The organism is Syntrophotalea acetylenica (assembly GCF_001888165.1).
Classification (GTDB): Bacteria; Desulfobacterota; Desulfuromonadia; order Desulfuromonadales; family Syntrophotaleaceae; genus Syntrophotalea; species Syntrophotalea acetylenica.
In genome coordinates, this window is record NZ_CP015455.1 from 3,142,544 (window position 1) to 3,158,009 (window position 15,466).

Consider the following 15,466-nt stretch of genomic DNA (forward strand, 5'->3'; position numbering starts at 1 on the left):
CGACGAACCCGCCCCCTCACTGTTGGGATTTATTCCAGTCCGCCAGGAATTTTTCAATCCCGACATCCGTCAAGGGGTGTTTGGTGAGTTGCATGATGACCCCGTAGGGGATGGTGCAGATGTGAGCACCCATCAGTCCGGCCCTGAGCACATGCAGCGGACTGCGCACCGATGCAACAATCACTTCGGTCTCAAAACCGTAGTTTTTGAAAATGGTCAGAATTTCCCCAACCCCGCTCATGCCGTCATGCCCGACATCGTCCAAGCGGCCGACAAAGGGGGAGACATAGGCAGCTCCGGCCTTGGCCGCCAGCAACGCCTGCAGTGGAGAGAAGACCAGGGTCATATTGACACGGATGCCCTCGGCGGCCAGCGCGCGGGTGGCTTTGAGTCCTTCTCCGGTCATGGGAATCTTGATGACGATATTGGTTGGATGATACTGGATCAATTCCCGGGCCTCGGCGACCATGCCTTCCGCGTCGGTCGCAACCACTTCCGCGGAAATCGGGCCGTCGATAAGGGCGACTATGTCCTTCAGTACATCGGTAAATTTGCGGCCGGTTTTGGCGACCAACGAAGGGTTGGTGGTGACGCCATCGACCAACCCCATGTCGTGGGCGGCTTTAATCTGTTCGATATCGGCGGTATCGATAAAAAATTTCATGTGGACCTCCTTCCGCGATTAGCGGTGACAAGGATGGATTCGGGAAAAGGGTAATTTTTTATCCCTGAGACGTGTCGGAAGCATCGGCAGGATCGAAACTTTCCAGACACCGTTGCGAGCAGAAATAGTAGGTTTGTCCTTTGATCACCTTTTTAAGAGCCAGGCTTCGAGGCACAAAGGTGCCGCAATGCGGATCGCGCACCATGACCTCTCCCTCCGGGCTTTTCGCGGGCGGGGGTCGGTGGGTACTGCTTTTAAACAGTCCGGATACCGCCGTAACAAGGTAATAACATAGCAGAAAAAGAAAAAACAGCCACAGCAAACGAAGCATAGTCGGCTCACCATTGATCGCGCAGACAGCGAATGCCCGCAGGAGAAGATAATCTGGCCATCATTTCCTCCACGGTCTGCCCCAGCAGCGGGTGGAGGAGGCCGGGTGACAGATCCCTGAGAGGAACAAGCACAAAGGCGCGTTGATGCAAACGGGGATGGGGAATCGTCAGATCCGCCTGACGGTGGATTTCGTCGCCGAAAAGCAACAGATCGACGTCGAGAGTGCGAGGCCCCCAGAGTTCCGTGCGACGTCGGCCGAAAAGTTTCTCGACGGCAAGGGCCTCAGCCAGCAGTTCGGCCGCTGAAAGCAGGGTTTCCACTCGGAGAACGGCGTTAAGGTAGGGGGATTGGCCTGCCGGACCGCCGACCGGCGCGGTCTCATAGATGGGGGATGCGGCCACGACCCGAATCAGCGGTGGCCGATGCAACGCCCGTCTCGCCCCGCGCAGACAGGCGAGGCGATTCCCGAGGTTGGACCCCAGGGCCAGATAGGCGGTAATGGATCGGCGGCAACCGTTCATAGGGGAGCATTTAACCACAGGCTTTCGCCGGGAGTCAATCGGATCAGGCTTTGCGGAGGCAAACTAAAAAGAGCGGCCGGGATTGCTCCCGGCCGCTCCTGATCGTACCTTGCTCGTTGACCGTCCGGATGTCACCCAGTGACCATTCGGCAAGTCGATACGGGCGATGATTACATGGCTGCCTTGTAGATAGCGATGACCTGATCCAGAGTAGCTTTGCGGGGATTGGTCAGCATGCAGGCGTCCTTCTGAGCATTTTCAGCCATGGTCTTGAGGTCTGCTTCTTTAACATTCAGCTCGGTCAGACCGGCAGGAATGCCGATGGAAGCGGACAGTTCGCGGATGGCTTCGATACCGGCGGCGGCAGCTTCGATCACGCTCAGGCCCTCGGTGTTGACGCCCATGAAGTCGGCGATGTCAGCAAAGCGGTCCGGGCAGGCGATCAGGTTGAAATCGCAAACGGACGGCAGCAGGATAGCGTTGCAGACACCGTGGGGCAGGTTGTAGAAGCCGCCCAGCTGATGAGCCATGGCGTGTACGTAGCCGAGGGAGGCGTTGTTGAACGCCATGCCGGCCAGGTACTGAGCGTAGCACATAGCGTCGCGGGCTTCGATGTTGGCGCCCATGGCAACGGCGGGACGCAGCCACTGGGCGATCAGACGGATGGCTTTTTCAGCGCAGGCGTCGGTGATCGGAGTAGCGATGGTGGAAACATAAGCTTCGATAGCGTGGGTCAGAGCGTCCATGCCGGTGGCGGCGGTCAGTGCGGGGGGCTTGCCCAGCATCAGAACGGGATCGTCAACAGCGATCAACGGCGTTACACGCCAGTCAACGATAGCCATTTTGACATGGGTATCCAAGTTGGTGATGATGCAGAAGCGGGTCATTTCGGAAGCGGTACCCGCGGTGGTGTTGATGGCGATGAGGGGAGTCATGGGCACGGTGCTCTTGTTCACGCCCTCGTAATCGCGGATGTTGCCGCCGCCAGCGGTAACCAGGCCGATGCCTTTGGCGCAGTCATGGGAAGAACCGCCACCCAGAGAGACGATAAAGTCACAGCCGTTGTCGGTGAAAACCTTAACGCCGTCATGCACGTTCTTGTCGGTCGGGTTGGGCTCGGCACCGGGGTAGATGACGACGTCAACACCAGCGGCTTTAACATAGCCGGCGATGGTATCGGCAACACCCATTTTCATCAAACCGGCGTCGGTAACGAGAAGGGCTTTTTAGCGCCGAGTTCCTTGGCCTTGGGACCAACTTCTTTGGCGCAACCAGGACCCATCAGGGTAACGCTGGGGATGAAAAAGCCGTAGGTGGTTTCTGCGAGGTTGACAATTGGCATGATTAATCCTCCTAGATTGAGCGTTGATGGAAATAACCCACACAACCAAAACTGCCCGAATTACTTACTACAATGAAAAATACAAATCAAACCATTTTTTTAAACTATTGTTTCCGTATACGTTACGTTCAAAATATCCCAAAAGGTATTAAAAAATATTTTTTGTATACGAAAATGCTGCAACCAGAAAATAACGACTATAACTTGATAAGTTATCGGTTTTTTCAAATGCAAATACAAAAAGAATTTATAAGGTATACGATACTTTTATAACTAATAAAAAGTTGGTTGTTTTGAAAGAATTTTTTAGAAATTATCACCAGAAAACTTTTTCAGTAGCACTTATGATCGATTTCATTGAAACAAAATACTTCAATTTTAAAACAGTATTTTGTTGATTTTTTGTCTGGTCTACAGGTTGCGGAATTTTTTTAATAACGGAAAAACACCTATTCAATGGCGATTTGTAAAAAAATCAACAATCAAGGACCTAAAACCCATATAATTACTTAACAATTTTCTTCAAAAGGCATACAAACATCGTTTCAAACAAATGCGCCGCCAAGGGAACTCTGGGAAGAGCATGAAACCATGAACGTTTGCGGGGAAAATCAATGGAGCATTGCAGCCCCAAACTACGGCAGGAGAGACCGCACAGGACGCACCCCAATCGTGTACATCCAAAGCGATAGTCTCGAAATCAACTAATGTTCAACCGGAGTTTTCAGATGGGAAAGGGGCAAAAAAAGCCGGCTCATGGCCGGCTTCGATTCGGAACAAATTACCCTGCCACCTTTATGGAAATAATACAGCCACGAAGCATTGCGGGGTCCTGGAAATACGGGACAGGTCCACGGAATGGAATTTTCGAGATGCCATCAGCATTCAATCTCGACAAATTCCATATCGTAGAGATCGATGGACAGGCAGCGGCGGCGGGCAAGAGTCCCCCGATTCAGCAAGATCTTGCAGGCTTCGGCTACCTCAAGGCTGGCAACAACGGCGGGCGTAAAGGAGGGGTTTCCAAGTTGCTTTTCCAGCCCCCCTTCCTGCGAATTATGGGAAAAGAATTTCTGCAAGGTCCGCTCGCCGGGAAACTGGGTCATCAGATATCCGTACCAGCCCGCTATCGCACCGTGCACCAGGGGAATGCCCAGGTCCTGGCAGACCTCCGCCAACTCCAGACGCACCGCAATGCTATCGAGCGCATCGACCGCAACCTGGCTGCCTTCCAGTATCTGCTTGCCATTGTCCCGGCTAAAAGCCAGACCCACGGGAAGAAGCTCCACGGCGGGGTTGACCCTGTCGACCCGACGCGCCGCAGCCGCGACCTTTTTGATTCCCAGAAAATCCGGAGTGGCCAACAGCTGGCGATTCATGTTGTGTTCTTCGAAAACATCGGGATCCACCGCAACGATGGTGCCGACCCCAAGGCGCGCAAGCTCTTCGATAATGTAGCCGCCAAGCCCTCCGCAACCGATAACCGTTACCTTGCTTCTATAAAACTTCAGCTGATCGTCAAGGCAAAACATATTGCGGTTACGCTGATAGCGAGCTGGCAACAAGCCGTTTTCAAGAGCGACGCCCTCGACCTCGCGGACACTTATTTTAAACCGATTGGCGGCTGACAGCTGATCTGCCCAAAGCAGCAGGTCGTCCTTGGCTCTTTCTTTCAGCCAGCTCAGCAGTTCTGCCATGTCACCCTCCGCCAACTTTGGGAAACAGGGAAACGGTTTCCCCGTCCTGCAAAACCTGCTCCGGCAAAACATGCCGTCCGTTGATCAGTGCTACGCCCAATTCAGGGAGTTCGATCGCCAGTTCGGCGAGCACATCCGCTACAGTGCAACCTTCAGGGACGTCCCGTTCGGCAACCTTGAAACGGTTTACTCGAAAACCCGCAAACAGCTTTACCGTTACCTTCATTGTAATTTTCCCCCTGTCTCCCGGAACAAATGGTGGCACGCCATCCATCCCGATCATGGCCTCCGCGCCAAACCTACGCGAAGAATCTACCTTTCCATCAAGGATTATGCAAGCAAAACCGTCGTCTTAGGCTGTTCGCCGTGACCCGCCCGAAAACTCTGTTCATGGCTTTTGAAAGTCTTGTAACCTGAAAAAAGGGCACCCTCGGGATGCCCTTTTGGTCAGAAATCCGGGATTATCAGAAATCCCAGAATGCGTCGAGCTCCTCATCGGAAAAATCCCAAACAGCGTTGTGCGGAGGAATCGCTTCATAGGAAAAAAATTCCGGCAGGCGGTCATCGGCGGGACCAAACCCGGCGGCAATGTTGAAGTCGTGTTCCAGCTTGAGAATGTTTTTTCCCAACTCGGTGACGTCATCGGCCGTCAGGCTCAGATCATAGGCGGCATTGATGAGATCGATGAGCGCGGTAAAAGACTCGGGGATATCCAGAGCCGGGAAAGCAATAAACACGCACATGCCGGTACTGTCCACGGCAGCGGTTGCAATCTGCAGGTTGCGGGACAGATCGACCTGTCCGTCCTTCTTCAGCGGATCGACATAGCCGCCAACCTTGAGGATGTTGGTGGCGATGGTATAGCCTGCGGTATGATCGGCCCCCATGGTGGAGGTGGCATAGGTTACGCCGATACCTTTGACGGCTCGCGGATCGTAGGCCGGAATACCCTGATTTTTTACCACGGGTACCCGCACCAGACCATAGACCTTGCCCACCGATGCGGTCCCGTTGCCAAGAATCCGCCCCAAGGGTGTCCCCTTGCCTATCTCTTCCCGCAACACACGCTGGCACTCCTTGCCATCCCCCCAGGCAATGATGCCCGCCTCCATGGCAGCGGACAGCAGCACGGCTCCTTCGATGGAATCAATGCCGATATCGTCCATAAGATGATCGCAGATCGCGATATCGTCAAGATCCTCGATCATGGCATTGGCGCCAAGTCCCCAGATCGTTTCATATTCAAACCCGGAGGTGATGTACCCTCCCGCCTTGTCCACATAAACCTGAGAGCATTGAATAATGCAGCCTGCATGACAACCATGCTTATGCTTGCCACCCCGGGCAACAATGGTGTCGTGCATGGTTTCACCGCAGATCTTTTCGTGGTGAGCGCATTGTCCGTAGCGAAAATTTTTGGTGGGCAAGCCACCGGCTTCGTTGAGAATATTGATGAGGATATTGGTGCCGTAAGTGGGCAACCCCTCGCCACTGACCGGATGATCGAGCAGTGACTTGGCGAAAATCTTGGCCGCCTCGCGGAACTTGTCGGGATTCGCGATGGGCACCTTGCCGGCCCCGGCATCATCGATCGTAATGCATTTGATCCTTTTGGCCCCCATCACCGCGCCCAGCCCCCCGCGGCCATGGCTGCGGATTTTCTGATCGGGATCCTTCACGGAAATATTGGCGGCACACATACGCAACTCCCCGGGCACACCGATGGACATCACCCCTATCTTGGGGCCGTAAGTATCGATCATCTTATCGATAACGGCAAAATTCTGCTTGCCCGTCAGTTCGGCGGCGGATTCAATGGAGACGCCCTGCTGCGTCACATGCAGGCGATACCATGTGTCCCCGGCTGGCAAGCCTTCGACAATAAGGGCCTTGATCCCGAGGCGAGCCAACTGCTGTGCCGCTGTTCCACCGGCATTACTTTCCTTGATGGTACCGGTAAGGGGGCTTTTGGCGCCCGCCGAAAGCCGGCCGGACTGGGCTGCCGGAGTCCCGGACAACAGCCCCGGCGCAAACACCAGTTTATTGTTGGGCCCGAGAGGATGACACCCGGGAGGGACTTCCTCGGCAACGATGGTCGAGGTCAGGCCACGGCCTCCAAGACCCGCCCATCGTGTCGGGACCGGCTCAACACTGACCGTCAACTGCGACATGTCGACACGAATAACCTTGTTCATTTCGGCTTCCTTCCATTTGTGGGTTTGATTCGCGGGAACGCAAGGTGTCTCTCCGACACACGCCCCCCCTCATGCCAGACACTGGCAACCACATTTCAAATGGCGAAAACTGACACGCCGAAGGATTTCTCCGTGGAACATATACTGTGATTATATCCCGCAGGATGTTTCAACGCAAAAAAGGAGCAACAGAAAACTTTTCCATTGCTCCGCAATATTGAACACAAAAAATTTTGAGATCGCGCCCGCGAAAACGCGGGCGCGATAGTGGTAAAACCGGATGATTACATGGCAGCTTTGTAGATGCCGATGATTTGATCCAGGGTAGCTTTACGGGGGTTGGTAAGTCCGCAAGCGTCTTTCATGGCGTTTTCGGCCATGGTCTTGAGGTCTGCTTCTTTAACATTCAGTTCGGCCAAGCCGGACGGGATGCCGATGGAAGCGGACAGTTCGCGGATGGCTTCGATACCGGCAGCGGCTGCTTCGGTAATGCTCAGGCCTTCGGTCGGCACGCCCATGAAACGGGCGATGTCAGCGTAGCGATCCGGGCAGGCGATCAGGTTGAAGTCGCAGACGGCCGGCAGCAGGATGGCGTTGCAGACGCCGTGGGGCAGATTGTAGAAGCCGCCCAGCTGGTGAGCCATGGCATGTACGTGACCCAGAGAAGCGTTGTTGAAGGCCATGCCGGCCATGTATTGTGCATAGCACATGGCGTCGCGAGCAGCGATGTTGGAGCCGAGTGCAACGGCGGGACGCAGCCACTGGGCGATCAGACGGATGGCTTTTTCAGCAACGGCGTCGGTGATCGGGGTGGCGATGGTGGAGACATAGGCTTCCACGGCGTGGGTCAGGGCGTCCATACCGGTAGCGGCGGTCAGTGCGGGGGGCTTGCCCAGCATCAGGATGGGATCGTCGATCGCCACGATCGGGGTTACACGCCAGTCAACGATAGCCATTTTGACATGGGTATCGGTATTGGTGATGATGCAGAAGCGGGTCATTTCAGAAGCGGTACCCGCGGTGGTGTTGATGGAGATCAGGGGAGTCAGAGGCACGGAGCTCTTGTTTACGCCCTCGTAATCGCGGATGTTGCCGCCGCCAGCGGCAACCAGGCCGACGCCTTTGGCGCAGTCATGGGAAGAACCGCCACCCAGAGAAACGAGGAAGTCACAACCGTTGTCCTTGAATGCCTTCAAGCCAGCGGCGACGTTTTGGTCGGTCGGGTTGGGTTCGGCACCAGGGAAAATAGCTACATCGACGCCAGCTTCTTTCAGATAACCGGCGATTTTTTCGGACACGCCCATTTTATGGAGACCGGCGTCGGTGATGATCAACGCTTTTTTAGCGCCCAGCTCTTTCGCCTTGGGGCCGACTTCCTTGGCACAACCAGGGCCCATCAGGGTAACGCTAGGAATGAAGAAGCCGAAAGTAGTTTCTGCGAGATTTACAACGGGCATGATGAATCCTCCTCATAAGATGAGTTTTTGTGAAAGCACCAAGCTCTCACACACTAAGTGGAACATCCGCTTGAAAATCTTACTACGTAATGCCGACACAAATTCAAAGACAGCTCAAATCACAATACCGCGTCTCTGGTGAGTCACCTCCTTCCGCACGATGTAGCGATTCCTCGACTCAAATAAAGCATATGTTTACTTTTTGTCAAAACACCGTTTTTGAATTTCCGGGTCGCGGCTTATTGACAATAGCAATTAGGGTGCCAGCAACTCTTTTGATGTTTCATTCAAAAACAAAACGGTGGAACTTTTCATCGCCTCGCCACTGGGTGAACTGGGCAACCCCTGTCGCCTTGGGCAAAACTCTCTTCAAAGAAAACAAAACACGGTTCGCTTTTTACCGAAACCAGCCTGAAACCAAACCGGAATACGGTGAAGCCAGCGTGAATCGCCCATGTTCCATAAGTTATCCATTGTATCAATCGCGTTGCGTTCCGTATCGTTTTGGAACACCTGGGAGAAATCGAACCGCATCGCCGCCCCCATCGCCGCCCCCATCGCCGCCCCTCCGCCAACCCGGGCAAACTGTTGCCGCTTTTGTTTGTGGTTGAAAAATTCCCGACATTATTCTAACTTGGGAGGCCGTTCAGGGGCCTGGTGAAGGACGGCCTGCTTTTCGCGGACGGACATGACTGTTATCGCAGCGCTGTCCGCCCCGGGAAAAGTGTCGAACTCGAACACTGTTATTCAGGCTGCATTACCGACGGGGCCGATGGCGCCCGGGCAAGGTTTTGCGCGAAGAAAATCCCTGCGCCTCGCACGGGAGATCTGTGGCGTTTCGGTGACAGGCGAAACCTGTCCCACCGCGCCCTGCTGACCGAAACGATTGTCCACCGAATCTTCTGTTTTCAAAGAACTCCAGCTTCCGGGCTCTTTCAAGCACGACGATTGCCAGTTTAGCAGAGTTTTCTTGAACCGCATCGCCGTGGGCGCTTTTTTCGCAAAGACGTCGTTTTATTCGTCATATTCTTGTTTGTACATAATACATCCCGCCCATGCCTGCCGTCTTCGATGACGACAAACCATGGGCGGCAATTTGTGCGGGTGGGTGCCCGGTGCCGTCCTCGCGGGAAATTCCAGTTCACGCAGCCATGCCGGACGGACGACAAAATATCACTCGCGAAGGAGACCAATTCATCATGCCGAGCTTTTATGAAGCCAGGAAACTTATTCTTGACAGCGTTCCCCTCCTTGGCCGGGAGAGGGTCTTGATCACCGATGCTGTCGGCCGCGTTCTGTCCGAAGACCTCACCGCGACCTGGGATATGCCGCGATGGACCAATTCGGCCATGGACGGTTATGCCGTGCGCAGTCAGGACTGCCAGCAAGCCGGCCGCCTTCAGGTCATCGACTTTGTCGCCGCAGGAGGCGCTTCGGAAAAAATCGTCACAGCCGGCACCGCCATCAAAATCATGACCGGCGCGCCGTTGCCCCAGGGAGCCGATGCTATCATTCCCGTCGAGGAAACCACCCTGGATGGGGCGGATATCCTGGTTCATGAAAAGGTGAAACCCGGCGCCCACGTCCGACCCCGTGGCGAAGATGTCAAGATGGGAGAATGTATCGTTCCGCGCGGAACACTGCTGCGCCCTGCTGAAATCGGCATGCTGGCTTCCTACGGAAAAGCCTTCGTATCCGTGTATCGCAAACCCCGCGTCGCTGTTTTGTCCACGGGGGACGAACTGGTGGAAATTGGCGATACGCTCGCCGAGGACCGGATCATCAACAGCAATTCCCTGGCGCTGGCAGCAGCCCTCAAGGAAATCGGCGCCGAACCGATGATGCTCGGCATCGCGGCGGACAACCGTGTCAGCCACATGGAAAAAATCAGCGAAGGGCTCAAGGCCGACGCGCTGATCACGTCCGCGGGGGTCTCGACAGGCGACCGGGACTTCGTGCGCGCCATACTGGACGAACTTGGGGCGAAAACCCTGTTCTGCAAAGTCGACATAAAGCCCGGAAGGCCGACCACCTTTGCCTTGAAAAATGACAAGCCGGTATTTTCCCTGCCTGGCAACCCGGTGTCGACCATGATCACCTTTGAAGAGCTGGTCAAGCCGGCGCTGCTGAAAATGATGGGGCATGCGCGGGTCATCAAGCAGGAATTTGAAGCGGTTCTGGAAACCGGTCTGAGCAAAAAACGGCTTGGCGTGCTCAACTTTCAGCGGGTGAAAATTACCGTTCGCGATGGCAGATACTTTGCCAGCTGCGCCGGCGACCAGAATACCGGGATACTCAAAACCATGGTGCGTGCCGATGCTCTGGCCCTGCTGCCGGAGCACAAGGATTCCTTTAATGTAGGCGATGTCGTCAAGGTCCACATGCTGAGTCCCCATATCGCCATGGAAGCGTTCTGACGTCCCTAAACGCGGGCGTGTTTTTCATATCGCCTTTCCGGCGGCCTCCGCCTGACGACGCGACCCGCCCGGAGGATGGAACGAACGGTTTTTACTTTGATATTGCATGCTTTGGCTTCCGGCTTTGAAAAAGTTTGTTTTGACTCCAACTGCCGAATCACTATACTGTAAACGTCATACGGCCGTTTCGGTTGACGTTTGCGATGCAATGCCCCGTTTCTGTTTGCATCGGGGCGGTTTTGAGCCCCCTTGTGATAAACCCGGCACCACCGAAACATTCCACCGTCGGCTGGACCAGTGATGAACCCGCACCCTGAGGGAGATGCCGTGAGCATTCGGAAATTCGTCACGCCGGAAATCATTTTCGGGCAGGGGGCACTCAGCCAGATCGGAGATAGTGCCGCGCGCAGTGGTGCGTCCAAGGTCTTCGTCGTCACGGACCAGGGGCTTATCGAAGCCGGCTGGGTCGACAAGGCGCTGCACTATCTGCGCACCGCCGGGCTGGAATACGAAATTTTTTCCTCCATCACATCCAATCCCAAGGACTTTGAAGTCGCCGAAGGGGTCACCCACTACCTGCGGTCCCGGTGCGATGCGCTGGTGGCCGTGGGAGGCGGCAGCCCGGCGGATACCGCCAAGGCTATCGCCATGCTGGCGACCAATGGCGGCGAGTTGCAGGATTACGAAGGAGTGAACCGAATCCGCCATCCGCTGCCGCCCATGGTGATTGTGCCAAGCACCGCGGGTACCGGTTCGGAAGTCAGCCAGTTCGCCATCATCGTTGACCACCAGCGCCGATTGAAGATGTCGATCATTTCCAAGTCACTGATTCCCGACATTGCCATCATCGACCCGGATCTGCTCAACACCAAACCCCCCAGGCTCGCCGCGGCCACCGGCATCGATGCCCTGTCCCATGCTATTGAATCCTATGTTTCACTGGCCGCGACCCCGTTGACCGACATTCACGCCCTCAATGCCATCCGCTTGATCTTCGGCAACCTCAAACGTTCGGTGTTCGACCGCCATGACGCCGAGGCAAACAACAACATGGCCATGGCCAGCCTCAATGCCGGCATAGCCTTTTCGAATGCAATCCTGGGCGCCGGGCATGCCATGACGCACCAGATCGACGGCCTTTTGGACACCCATCACGGCGAGACCAATGCCACTTTGCTGCCCCATGTCATGCAGTTCAATCTTCCCGAATGCCGCCAGAAGTTTACGCAAATAGCCCGACAGATCGAGGCTTCCGCAACGGATCAGGATCGATGCGAGGATCTCTCGGAACAGGCCATCGAAGCGGTGCGCAGGCTGACAAGGGACATCGGCCTGCACAAAAGCCTGGCCGATGTCGGCCTGAAAAAGGAAAGCATCAAAACCCTGAGCCAGAACGCCCTTAACGATGCCTGTCTGGTGACCAATCCCCGCAACGCGACCGCCGAGGATATCGAACAGTTGTTTCTCAAGGCTTTTTAGGACGCCGGTTACCCGGCAGGCGGGAAGAACGTCCTTCGCACGTTCCCGTAACCTGCCGGATTTATGCACAACTTCATGCCAATCCACTTTTGCAACGGTCGGGACCATGCTCGATAAAAAATCGCTTATTGAGAATCTGACGGGGGTCAACTCCTCGAAGCTGAATTATTACGTCGAACTCAAAAAGCGAAATGCGGAAATCCTCAAACAAAACAGCAGACTTGAAATCCTCCATCAACTTTCCAGGGACATCAACCTTGAGATGTCCACCGAAGATATGATCGAGAGGGCCTACCGGCAATTGCACCGCGCCTTGCCCTGCGACTTCCTGGCCCTGGCGCTGCTGCGGGGAGACGATCTCAGCATGCGCGCCGTGATCCCCCTGAAGCCGCGACGGCTGCCGGTTATCCCTGCCGGTTCCTTTGTCTGGGATGCGATGCGCACTGGTAAGGTGCGCATGTACGAGCCGGCACAGACCGCCGATCCATTTTTCAGGGTCTATCCGGAGCTGGCCAGGGATCTGCGCTGCATGGCCATCGCACCTCTGTTCATGCGCACCGCCATTCAGGGGCTTCTGCTGGTCGGGAGCACCCAGAAAAATGCCTATGCCAAAGAAGAGCTCGGGTTTCTGCAACACCTTGCGGACCACCTGACCATCAGCATCCAGAATGCCCGCCTCTACAAGGAGGTATCCCGGGCGCAGCAGGGCTGGGAAGCCACTTTCAAGGCCGTCACCGACCCGATTCTGTTGCTGGACCCGGACTACAATATTTTGCTCGACAACGGCCGGCAAATGCCTGAAATGGTTTCGGATCAGGCGGGCGCCAGAGGAATGAAGTGCTATGCGCGTCTTTACGGCCGTGACGTCCCCTGCGAGGGATGCCCCATGGAAACGCTCAAGAAGGATCCCAAACCGGTTTTCAAGCGGCTGGAAACCGATTCCGGCCTGGTCCTCGACCTCTTCTATTATCCGGTCCTGGATGAAAACCGACGCCTCACCGCCATTACCCACATCATCAAGGATGTCACGCAAAAAACCAACATGGAGGCCAAGCTCATGCATTCGGCACGACTTGCCGCCATCGGCGAAATGGCTGCCGGCGTCGCGCATGAACTCAACAGTCCCATGACCGTGATCATCGGTACCGCGCAGCTGATTCATCGCGAGTTTGAAAATCACCGGGAAATCCGCGAACCGCTGGAAGACATCGTCAACTGCGGCCTGCGCTGCAAGCGTATTATTCAGAATCTGCTGACTTTTTCCCGCCAGGACCACCTGCCCATGGCGGAAACGGACATCAACGAGGAAATCGAACGCGTCCTGCACCTCATCTATTATCAGATCGATCGCAATCAGATCAGCGTCTGCAAAAACCTTGATCCCAATCTGCCCTTTACCAAGGCTAACGGGCGTCAGATTCAGCAGGTTCTGACCAATCTTCTCATCAATGCCAGGGATGCCCTGGCTGGCGTCGACCGTGAAAAGATCATCGAAGTGACATCACGCTGTGAATGCAATAGCAATGGACAGTGGATCATTATTTCTGTAAAAGACAACGGCATAGGGATCCCGGCGAAAAACCTGCAGCGGGTGTTCACGCCCTTTTATACCAGCAAGGAAGAATCCAAAGGAACCGGGCTGGGGCTGTCCGTCAGCCTGGGCATTGCCGAAGCACACGGAGGCTCTCTGGAAGTGGAAAGCACCTGCGGCCAGGGCAGCTGTTTTTCACTGCGCCTGCCGGTCAAAAAAGGTCCGGCTTACGATTTGAATATCTAAATCCAAAGGTGGTGTAATCTTGTCAAAGGTAAGTGTCCTGATCATCGATGACGAGGAATCTGTCTGTACATTTTTCCGGCGTCTGCTGCAAAGAAAAGGATATCGGACCGTTACCGCGGTCAATGAAGAGGAAGCGCTGCGGGCTCTGGACTGCGGCACCTACAACGTGGCCATGGTAGACCTGAAGCTGCCAGACACCGACGGCCTGACCCTGTTGAAACATATCAAGGCGCGGCAGCCTGCCTGCGAGGTCATTATCATGACCGGCTTCAGCACCATCAAAACCGCAGTGCAGGCCATGCAACTGGGCGCTTACGAATATCTGGAAAAACCCTTTGAAGACATCAAGCTTATCGAAAGGCTGATCGAAAAAGCCACCGCGGTCAGCTGCCAGGGCCCCAGGGAAGAAGAGGAGGAATGGAGTGAGCTGGCCAAATCGACCGGATTCCTGGTCGGCAACTGCCCCGATATGCGGCATCTCGTCTCCCTGGCCTACAAAATTGCGCCGAAAGACATCAGCGTCCTGATTCAGGGTGAAACCGGCACCGGCAAGGAAGTGCTGGCACGATTCATTCATACGGCTTCGGCCCGCTCCGATCAGATGTTTATCCCCATCAACTGCGGGGCCCTGTCGGACAACCTGCTGGAAAGCGAACTTTTCGGCCACGAACGCGGGTCCTTCACCGGCGCCGGCAACATGCGCCGTGGCATTTTTGAGATGGCCAACAAGGGAACCCTGTTTCTCGATGAAATCGGCGAGGCCAGCCTGGCCATTCAGGTCAAGTTGCTGCGCGTGCTGGAAACAGGGGAATTCATGCGCCTGGGCGGGGAAAAGCAGATCCATTGCGACGTTCGGGTGATTTCAGCGTCCAACGTCGACCTGGAAGAGGCCATGCTGCGGCGGGAGTTTCGCGAAGACCTTTTTTACCGTCTCAACGTGGTCAAGTTGGTCATCCCGCCATTGCGTTCCCGGGCGCAGGACATTCCAATGCTGGCCAGATATTTCGTCAAGCAGTTCAACCCGACCCTCACCCTCTCGGAGGAAATCCTCGATTTGCTGTGCCAGTACGACTGGCCGGGCAATATCCGCGAACTTTCCAACACGCTGCGCCAGGCGGTAGCGTTGTGCGACGGCAAGGTCATTCTTCCCGAACATTTTTCCGGCAAGCTGACCGCCAGCAAACCGCGTTCGGCCGCGCAAAACGGGCAACAGGCCATGACCGCCGCACCCGCCTGCGAAGTCTCGTCGCACCAAGCCCAACCGCCGATGGAAAGATTCTGGGAACATTACGGCACTCCGGAGGCATTGTCCCAGCTTTCAGACGGCGAATTGACCCAGTTGCTGAATTCCCTGCGGGGGCTCGAAGCCAACCTGTATGCCGTCATGCGTCAGAAAGGGCTTTCCTCATCTGGTAGCGAGGCATTGCGGGACTCGGAGGCTGCCTCCATCAAACGCACCCTGTTGCAGCATCGCTGGAACATCACCGAAGCTGCCCGCTCCCTTGGTATCGCCCGCAACACCCTGCATCGCAAGATCAAGAAATACGGGTTGCAAAATCAGTAAGATCCATAATCGTCCGCGGC

12 protein-coding genes and 1 pseudogene are annotated in these 15,466 nt (G+C 55.4%); 4 read left to right on the plus strand and 9 right to left on the minus strand.

What is annotated here, in order from left to right:
* Window positions 1-16: 16 nt before the first annotated feature.
* The 9 genes and pseudogenes from fsa to A6070_RS14745 all read right to left on the minus strand — a co-directional run bounded on the left by fsa (window position 17) and on the right by A6070_RS14745 (window position 8,767).
* Window positions 17-664: a fructose-6-phosphate aldolase gene (gene fsa, locus A6070_RS14705; protein WP_072286457.1), complete on the minus strand. Its 648-nt coding sequence runs from the start codon at window positions 662-664 to the stop codon at window positions 17-19.
* A gap of 58 nt (window positions 665-722) precedes the next feature.
* A complete protein-coding gene (locus tag A6070_RS15670) occupies window positions 723-869 on the minus strand; it encodes a YHS domain-containing protein (protein ID WP_158513988.1) in 147 nt (48 codons plus the stop codon).
* A gap of 133 nt (window positions 870-1,002) precedes the next feature.
* Window positions 1,003-1,497 carry a 2-amino-4-hydroxy-6-hydroxymethyldihydropteridine diphosphokinase gene (gene folK, locus A6070_RS14715; protein ID WP_072288044.1) on the minus strand — a complete coding sequence of 165 codons (495 nt, stop codon included), beginning with the start codon at window positions 1,495-1,497 and terminating at the stop codon, window positions 1,003-1,005.
* A 191-nt stretch (window positions 1,498-1,688) separates the two neighbouring features.
* Window positions 1,689-2,860 (minus strand): annotated as a pseudogene (gene mdh, locus A6070_RS14720) (iron-dependent methanol dehydrogenase).
* An 878-nt stretch (window positions 2,861-3,738) separates the two neighbouring features.
* On the minus strand, window positions 3,739-4,557 hold the full coding sequence (locus tag A6070_RS14725; RefSeq protein ID WP_072286460.1) for a HesA/MoeB/ThiF family protein: 819 nt from the start codon (window positions 4,555-4,557) through the stop codon (window positions 3,739-3,741).
* 1 nt (window position 4,558) lies between these two features.
* Window positions 4,559-4,783 carry a MoaD/ThiS family protein gene (locus tag A6070_RS14730; protein ID WP_072286461.1) on the minus strand — a complete coding sequence of 75 codons (225 nt, stop codon included), beginning with the start codon at window positions 4,781-4,783 and terminating at the stop codon, window positions 4,559-4,561.
* 238 nt (window positions 4,784-5,021) lie between these two features.
* A complete protein-coding gene (locus tag A6070_RS14735; protein WP_072286462.1) occupies window positions 5,022-6,752 on the minus strand; it encodes an aldehyde ferredoxin oxidoreductase family protein in 1,731 nt (576 codons plus the stop codon).
* Window positions 6,753-7,036: 284 nt separating this feature from the next.
* Window positions 7,037-8,209: an iron-dependent methanol dehydrogenase gene (mdh, locus tag A6070_RS14740; protein WP_072286463.1), complete on the minus strand. Its 1,173-nt coding sequence runs from the start codon at window positions 8,207-8,209 to the stop codon at window positions 7,037-7,039.
* 369 nt (window positions 8,210-8,578) lie between these two features.
* Window positions 8,579-8,767 carry a hypothetical protein gene (locus tag A6070_RS14745; RefSeq protein WP_072286464.1) on the minus strand — a complete coding sequence of 63 codons (189 nt, stop codon included), beginning with the start codon at window positions 8,765-8,767 and terminating at the stop codon, window positions 8,579-8,581.
* A 641-nt stretch (window positions 8,768-9,408) separates the two neighbouring features.
* On the opposite strand from A6070_RS14745, the gene A6070_RS14750 reads away from it, so the two are divergent.
* The 4 genes from A6070_RS14750 (at window position 9,409) to A6070_RS14765 (ending at window position 15,446) form a co-directional block, all read left to right on the plus strand.
* Complete coding sequence (locus tag A6070_RS14750; RefSeq protein ID WP_072502116.1) at window positions 9,409-10,626, plus strand: molybdopterin molybdotransferase MoeA; 1,218 nt, start codon at window positions 9,409-9,411, stop codon at window positions 10,624-10,626.
* Between the two features lie 327 nt (window positions 10,627-10,953).
* Complete coding sequence (locus tag A6070_RS14755) at window positions 10,954-12,105, plus strand: iron-containing alcohol dehydrogenase (RefSeq protein WP_072286466.1); 1,152 nt, start codon at window positions 10,954-10,956, stop codon at window positions 12,103-12,105.
* 106 nt (window positions 12,106-12,211) lie between these two features.
* On the plus strand, window positions 12,212-13,882 hold the full coding sequence (locus A6070_RS14760; RefSeq protein ID WP_072286467.1) for a GAF domain-containing sensor histidine kinase: 1,671 nt from the start codon (window positions 12,212-12,214) through the stop codon (window positions 13,880-13,882).
* 19 nt (window positions 13,883-13,901) lie between these two features.
* Window positions 13,902-15,446 (plus strand): sigma-54-dependent transcriptional regulator, encoded by a 1,545-nt coding sequence (locus A6070_RS14765; protein WP_072286468.1) that lies wholly within the window; start codon window positions 13,902-13,904, stop codon window positions 15,444-15,446.
* Window positions 15,447-15,466 lie beyond the last annotated feature (20 nt).